We start from the raw sequence: 7,031 nt of genomic DNA, 5'->3' as shown, positions 1-7,031 counted from the left end.
CGGGCAACCGGATATACCTGAACAACGAGCCTTATTACCAACGATTGGTTCTGGACCAGGGATTCTATCCGGACGGTATCTGGACATCCCCGTCCGATGAAGCGCTTAAACGGGACATCCTGCTGGGAAAGGCGGCGGGTTTCAACGGGGCGAGACTGCACCAGAAGGTTTTTGAGGAGCGTTACTACTACTGGGCGGATAAGCTGGGGTACCTGACCTGGGGGGAGAGTGCGAGCTGGGGGATGGATGCGAATAGTATAGAGGCGGCCCGTAATTTTATCGCGGAATGGGCGGAATGTGTGGAGCGGGACCGCAACCATCCTTCGCTGGTGGTCTGGACTCCGTTCAACGAACAGTGGTGGCCTGACAGGACAAACTATCCCCGTCTTGCAGCGGATGTCTATAACCTGACCAAACTTATTGACCCGACGCGTCCTGTTAACGGGGTGAGCGGCGGTGCACACATCCTGACGGACATCTGGACGGTCCATCATTATGAACAGGATCCGGTAAAGCTTAGGGATATCATCTATAAGGACGGCAGTTTTTTCCAGACGCCGAACCGGGCACATCCCGGTCACAGGAACATCGGCTTCAACGAGGTCAAAGACAATAACAATTATGTATTTCCTATCTATGATGGAAAGAAGCCTTATTTCGTGGACGAATTCGGGGGCATCAAATGGGTCAGCGACGAGAAACTCCAGCAGCTGGACTCCAAGACGCAGACCTGGGGGTATGGAGATGCTCCCCGTACGTTGGAGGAGTTCTACCTTCGGCTGGAGGGTCAGGTGGATCAGCTTCTGTCACTGTCGGAACATGTCTGGGGGTACTGCTATACACAATTGACAGATGTAGAACAGGAACAGAATGGTATCTATAATTATGACCGATCGGCTAAGTTTGATATGGAAAGGATCAGGAAAATCTTCTCTAAAAAGCCTGATGATGGCGATTTTTGAAAAACTCCAATATCACTATATTTTGGACATTTTTTAAGTGCAGCTTTAAATCTGCCCAGATTTATTTCCCTTGTCATCCTTTGAAGAACATTTCGTTTAACACCAATGTCGTAAATCTTTTATTTGTGAATGAAAGAAATTGTTTGATATCGTGAAAGATTATAGAAGACTCATTTTATTTTGAAATATAGTATCATTTATGCAAATAATAATATAGGTATGGGCGATATAGTCCATATATATTTGTGTAAACCCATTTCAAAGAGCTATAAATCTAAATGTTGACCAAACATTGAAATGCTTCTGATGTGATGAATTAAATAAACCCTTGGAATGAGATTTCAAAAGGCACGATATGACGAATCGGAAATTTTTGCTTTAATAAAAGAAGGAGATGCGGCCGCTTTTGAAAAAATTTACAATACCTATTCCCAAAGATTATCTATAAAATTAGTGCAGATTCTAAAGTCGGAGGATTTGGCTCAGGACGTTTTGCAGGATGTTTTCATAAAAGTATGGGAGATGCGTGCTGAAATTAAACCAGAGCTGTCATTTTCGAGTTTTTTGTACAAGATAGCGACAAATATGTCCTATAATGTATATCGACGTGCATTGAAGGAACAGCTGATATTAAAGCAGAACGTGCAATCTGAATCTTATGACCATGTCGAGCAGCAGTTGCGTGAAAAAGAGTGCCATGAATTAATTCAGCAGGCGTTGAATAATCTTACTGTGCGGCAGAGAGAAGTGTACACGTTGCACAAGATGGAAGGATTGAGTTACAAAGAAATAGAGGTTCGCCTACAAATTGGCAAATCTGCCATCAACCACCATATTCAGGAGGCCAATAAACATTTGCGGTTTTTTTTAAAGCCATATGGCATTTTATTGGCAATATTTCTGATTAGCATGAGTTTGAGCTAGAAAGAATTTATCATAATATATTCTCGATATGTTCAACAGTGATACACCACGTGTCATTGCGCCATCATTAATTTTCTTTCACAGAATACCTATCCCCAAATCACATTAGCTTAAACAAATTATTTGTCTAACATTCAGGGTGTTACTATTTTTGTTGCAATCGTAGGTGCTACTTTTTTGATGCGGTTTGTATTAGTTATAAATGGCTGTCAAATTACCTTGATCGAGAAAACTAATGAATAACAAAGAAGTACATATCAGATATCTGTTTCAGAAATATATGAAACATGACATCTCTACTGTCGAGATGGAAGAGCTCTCTGCCTATTTTGAAACAGAAGAGGGTAGCCGGTTACTAAATGTGTTGCTCAAGCAGCATATAGAAGCACAAGGAGATAATGTTACGAGCGATTTGCAACAACAGGCAAGTAGAATTAAAAATGCGGCATGGTCAAATATAGAATCCCATATAAGGGAAGCGAATAATAGCATAAAGCAGAACGTTTTCCGTATCTATAACTGGATGCCCTATGCGGTTGGTTTACTTGTTGTCGCCGCCGTTAGCTTTCTTTTTCTAAATCGTCATTATAAAAACGATACAGAAAATTTGCTTGTCGAAGAAAATAGGATAACACCTGGCGGCAACCGGGCAACCTTGATTTTGGCAGATGGGCGAACGTTATCTCTTGACGAGAAGCGGAAAGGCATTGTCATGAATGATGATGGAATTATTTATGACGATGGTAAATCTATTATCCTGCCAGGAGAAGGACGTGTTTCTGAATCTTTTACATTGACTACACCCAAGGGAGGTACCTATGAACTCGTCCTTCCTGATGGCACGAAGGTATGGCTTAATGCTGCATCAACCTTGACATATCCCGGTAGGTTTAATACGAATGAACGCTATGTCCAATTAGAAGGAGAGGCTTTCTTTGATGTATCTAAAAAAGTGAAAAGTACCGGAGCGCGTGTTCCTTTTATCGTCCAGTCTCCGACACAGCGAATTGAAGTACTCGGGACGGCATTTAATATAATGGACTATGCTGACGAATCAAGTTCGCGCACAACATTAGTACATGGAAGTGTAAAGATTCATGCCTATAGTTCCTCGAACCAAGCAGTCGTATTGAAGCCAGGAGAACAGAGCGTGTATGCAGGAGATTTATTGTCTAAAAGTAAGGTGGACACCGCATTGTTTTGTGCTTGGAAGAATGATAAGTTTCTCTTTCAAGATACAAAAATCAAAGATGCTTTACAGCAGTTAAGCCGTTGGTATGACTTTGATGTCGTTTACGAAGGAACTATCAAGGAGACCTATTTCTATGGGGAATTTAGTCGTAAAAGTGCTTTTGTTGATGTGCTTAAGGTGTTGGAAAAGAGCGGTATATATTCTAAGCTAAAGGTAGATGGAAAGAGACGGAAACTAATTGTCAGCATGTAACTCCTTGCAATGCAATTGCTAATTCAATCCTAATATAAACGTTAACAAAGATTGCTTATGATGAAAAACTAAATGAACAAAAAACATCGTTTTCTAAATTAGAAAAGCCGGCGAGTGCGGTCACACTTGCCGGCTAAACATTAAAAAGTATTCTCAGTTCCACTACGTGGACTTTAAACTAATCTAAAGTATGAAAATATCCTATTTTATGAAAGGAAATAATTCCTTTCTATTTAAATTTTTGATAACCATGAAGTTGTTGTTTTTGTCTTTTCTGTTCGGTTCTTTTCAGCTCATGGCAGAAGTAAAGGCGCAATACATCAGTATTCACGCAAAAGACATGACATTGGCAAGTGTCATGCAAAAGGTTAAGGAGCAAAGCGGCTATGCTTACTTCTTTCACGGTAAAGACCTGGCCAACATGCGAATAAGTACTGATTTTCAGAGATTATCCTTGCACGCTGCGATGAACGAGATGTTGAGAGGAAAAGATATAGACTGGAGTCTGGAAGGTAAATTTATTGTAGTTACACCGAAACGTGCTACTCATGAAGTAACTGATATAGCGCGTAGAGAAATCCAGCAATATGTTGTGCATGGAAGAGTAGTGGGTGAAAAAGGAAATCCATTGCAGTCGGTTACGGTCAGTGTTAAGGGTACGGACAAAGTTGTTTTGACGGATAAAGACGGTGTGTTCACGTTTAGTGTAGACAATCCTAATGCTATTCTGGTATATACTATGGTCGGTTTTGCACGGCAAGAAAAGCCCCTGAATGGGGTGTTGAATCAAGAGGTAACCTTACGGATTGCTATGGCAGAGATGGAAGAAGTTGTTGTTTCGATCGGTTATGGTACGCAGTCCCGGGATAAGATTACGACTGCTATTTCAACGCTGGATCAGAAGGTATTGGAGAATGTTCCCTACACGAATGCCGCATCGGCTTTGCAAGGGGGTATTCCAGGGCTGATGGTACAAAGTACCAATGGACAACCCGGATCTGCACCGCGTATTATACTAAGGGGGGGCACATCTATCAATAACCCCAATGGATCTGTACCATTATATATTATTGATGGGGTGATAAGACCTGATATGAATGATGTCCCGGCAGATGATATCGCCTCTATGCAGGTGTTGAAAGATGCTGCTGCTACGGCAATCTATGGTGCAAGGGCTTCTAATGGGGTAGTGCTGGTTACGACTAAAACTGGAAACGAAGGAGCTACGCGTATCAGCTTTTCACATGATTATTCGGTGGCAGATGAAGCGATAGATATGCAACATGTAAGTGCTGCAGATTATATTGTGGGAGCTAGACAGAGCTTGATGTGGGCAGGGGTTAAAAACACTTCTTTATTGGACAGATTAGGCCAGGCCACCGGGTATGGTACAGGAAATGATTTAACGAATAACACGGCCTATACGACACAATATCTATCTGCGGCTAATGCACATAAGTTGGATGAAGGCTGGCAGTCTGTTCAGGATCCTTATGATCCCTCTAAAACTATTATTTTTAAAGAAACCGATTTTCAGAAATTGAGAAGGCAGGTGGCTAATTCACAAAACTACCATGTCTCTGCATTGGGAGGCTCATCTAAGGCGACTTATTCCGCCTCTTTAGGCTATTTGGACGGAGAGGGTACGGCACTTGCCTCTGACTATAAAAGGTTGAGTTATAATATTAATGGCTCATTACAGGTTACACCAAACTTAAAGATCAGTGGTCGGACGTTATATACCCACGTCAATAGTCATGCGCAAACGAACTATTACAATACGTTTACGCGTAGTGCGGCGTTGCCGTCTACAACTAAGTTTACGTTTGAAGACGGGACTATAGCGCCAGGATTGAATTCTTCTTTGGGCAATCCATTGTATTACCAAGTAGGACCTTATGCTCCGAGAAGAAAGACGATAACGACAAAATCCACTAAAGCACTGAGTGCACAATGGGAGATCGTTCGTGGATTGACATTAGAACCTCAGGCATCACTTTATGAAACAACAGAACACTTTAACTATTTCCAACCTAAATTTTTGTCGGGAATAACGACAATAGATGCTACTCGGGCAGCAACGCAAAATAGTATCTCGAATAGATATTGGCAGGTCGGATCTGTATTGACATATTCGAAGAACATTGGCTTCCATAATTTGGAAACAAAAGTGGGGTATGAATATTATGATAAAAATTATTGGGCAGTTTTTGCAGGAGGTAGAGGAGCGGCCACAGATCATATTCCAACCCTGAATGCAGCCGCAGAACCTAGAAGTGTTGATGGTTCGGAGAGCCGTTTCGTGACAGAGGGACTGTTTTCTAGGCTGAACTATGACTATAATGGCAAATATTTATTCTCTTTCAATTTCAGATATGATGGAGCGTCAAACTTGGGCGCTAAGACAAGAACGGGATTTTTTCCGGGAGTATCATTGGGATGGAATTTACACCGTGAAGGTTTCTGGCAACAGCTGGTATCTGCTGATCTGATGCAGTTAAAATTACGGGCCAGTTATGGAGAGAATGGAAATATACAAGGATTGGGGGATTTTCAGGCACAGGGAATCTATGCTGTAAATGCAATATATAATGGTGAGTCTGCCATCCAACCTTCGGAAATACCTAATGAAAATTTGGCATGGGAAAAATCACGGACTTTTGATATGGGTTTTGACCTCGGATTATTTCAAAAACGGATAAATCTTGTTTTTGACTATTATGATCGATTAACATCCGATTTATTGACCAATGTGACCTTACCGACTTCATCAGGTTATAGTTCGATACTGACCAACAACGGGAGTTTGAGAAACCGAGGAGTAGAATTTGGACTTGATATGAGCTGGCTGAAGCGCAAAAGCTTGTTTCAGTGGAACACAACATTCAATTTCTCTAGGGTAAAGACCCGTATTGAGAGATTGCCATTCAATGGTGTGGAAAGAAACCGCCAAGGGGGGATTTACATCTTTGATCCATCGTTGAACGGCTATGTCTGGGCTGGCGGGTTACAGGAAGGAGGAAGGATAGGTGATATGTTTGCACTGCATTTTATGGGGGTGTATGCTACGGATCAGGAAGCCACTATGGCGCCTGTCAATACCTTTATGCGGATAAATGACAAGCGCAGCTATGGCGGGGATTCCAAATGGGGGGATCTGGATAAGAATGGGTTTATTGATGAGCGAGATAAATATCTCGTCGGAAATCAATATCCAACTATAACAGGTGGCTTTAGCAATACGCTTTCGTATAAGAACCTGTCCATGAATGTAAGGACGGATTTTACGTTAGGACACACTATATTTAGTTACACCAATCATTTCTTAAATGGACAGATGCAGGGAGACGCGATGCCATTAAAAGAATATTATGCCCGGTCATGGAAAAAACAGGGGGATATTACGGATATGCCGAGATATATGTATCAGGATCAACAGGCAAATCTAAGCGAGGGTTCGGACATGTTTTATGAAAAAGGTGATTTCTTGGCTCTTCGTGAGCTCTCCTTGGTCTACACATTACCTTCAAGACTTACGCAAAAAATAAAGATGACCAATCTGCGCTTGAATGTCACGGGATATAATCTGCATTACTTTACCAACTATTCGGGACTAAACCCGGAAGATGGGGGAAGGGATGATGGTAGATACCCTAATCCGAGAACATTCACAATGGGAATCCAAGCATCGTTTTAGTCGC

At 41.8% G+C, this 7,031-nt stretch carries 4 protein-coding genes; all 4 read left to right on the top strand.

Translation table 11 applies throughout. The features are described from left to right. The coding region (locus G5B30_RS16910) for a glycoside hydrolase family 2 TIM barrel-domain containing protein (RefSeq protein WP_317164357.1) at nucleotides 1-962 on the top strand (962 nt) is incomplete at its 5' end. Between the two features lie 333 nt (nucleotides 963-1,295). Beyond that, nucleotides 1,296-1,886, top strand: coding sequence for an RNA polymerase sigma factor (locus tag G5B30_RS16905; RefSeq protein ID WP_165321189.1), 591 nt, complete (start codon nucleotides 1,296-1,298; stop codon nucleotides 1,884-1,886). A 280-nt stretch (nucleotides 1,887-2,166) separates the two neighbouring features. Then, nucleotides 2,167-3,330 (top strand): FecR family protein, encoded by a 1,164-nt coding sequence (locus tag G5B30_RS16900; protein WP_165321188.1) that lies wholly within the window; start codon nucleotides 2,167-2,169, stop codon nucleotides 3,328-3,330. Between the two features lie 250 nt (nucleotides 3,331-3,580). Beyond that, nucleotides 3,581-7,027: a SusC/RagA family TonB-linked outer membrane protein gene (locus tag G5B30_RS16895; RefSeq protein ID WP_206367174.1), complete on the top strand. Its 3,447-nt coding sequence runs from the start codon at nucleotides 3,581-3,583 to the stop codon at nucleotides 7,025-7,027. Nucleotides 7,028-7,031 lie beyond the last annotated feature (4 nt).

The sequence above is a fragment of the Sphingobacterium sp. SGG-5 genome (genome assembly GCF_011043525.1).
GTDB lineage: Bacteria > Bacteroidota > Bacteroidia > Sphingobacteriales > Sphingobacteriaceae > Sphingobacterium.
This window is presented reverse-complemented; position numbering and strand designations above follow the sequence as displayed.

What these genes read in the sequence shown, in the direction of transcription:
- G5B30_RS16905 (WP_165321189.1), top strand. Translation starts at nt 1,296, where the DNA reads ATGAGATTTCAAAAGGCACGATATGACGAATCGGAAATTTTTGCTTTA.
- G5B30_RS16900 (WP_165321188.1), top strand. Translation starts at nt 2,167, where the DNA reads ATGAAACATGACATCTCTACTGTCGAGATGGAAGAGCTCTCTGCCTAT.
- G5B30_RS16895 (WP_206367174.1), top strand. Translation starts at nt 3,581, where the DNA reads ATGAAGTTGTTGTTTTTGTCTTTTCTGTTCGGTTCTTTTCAGCTCATG.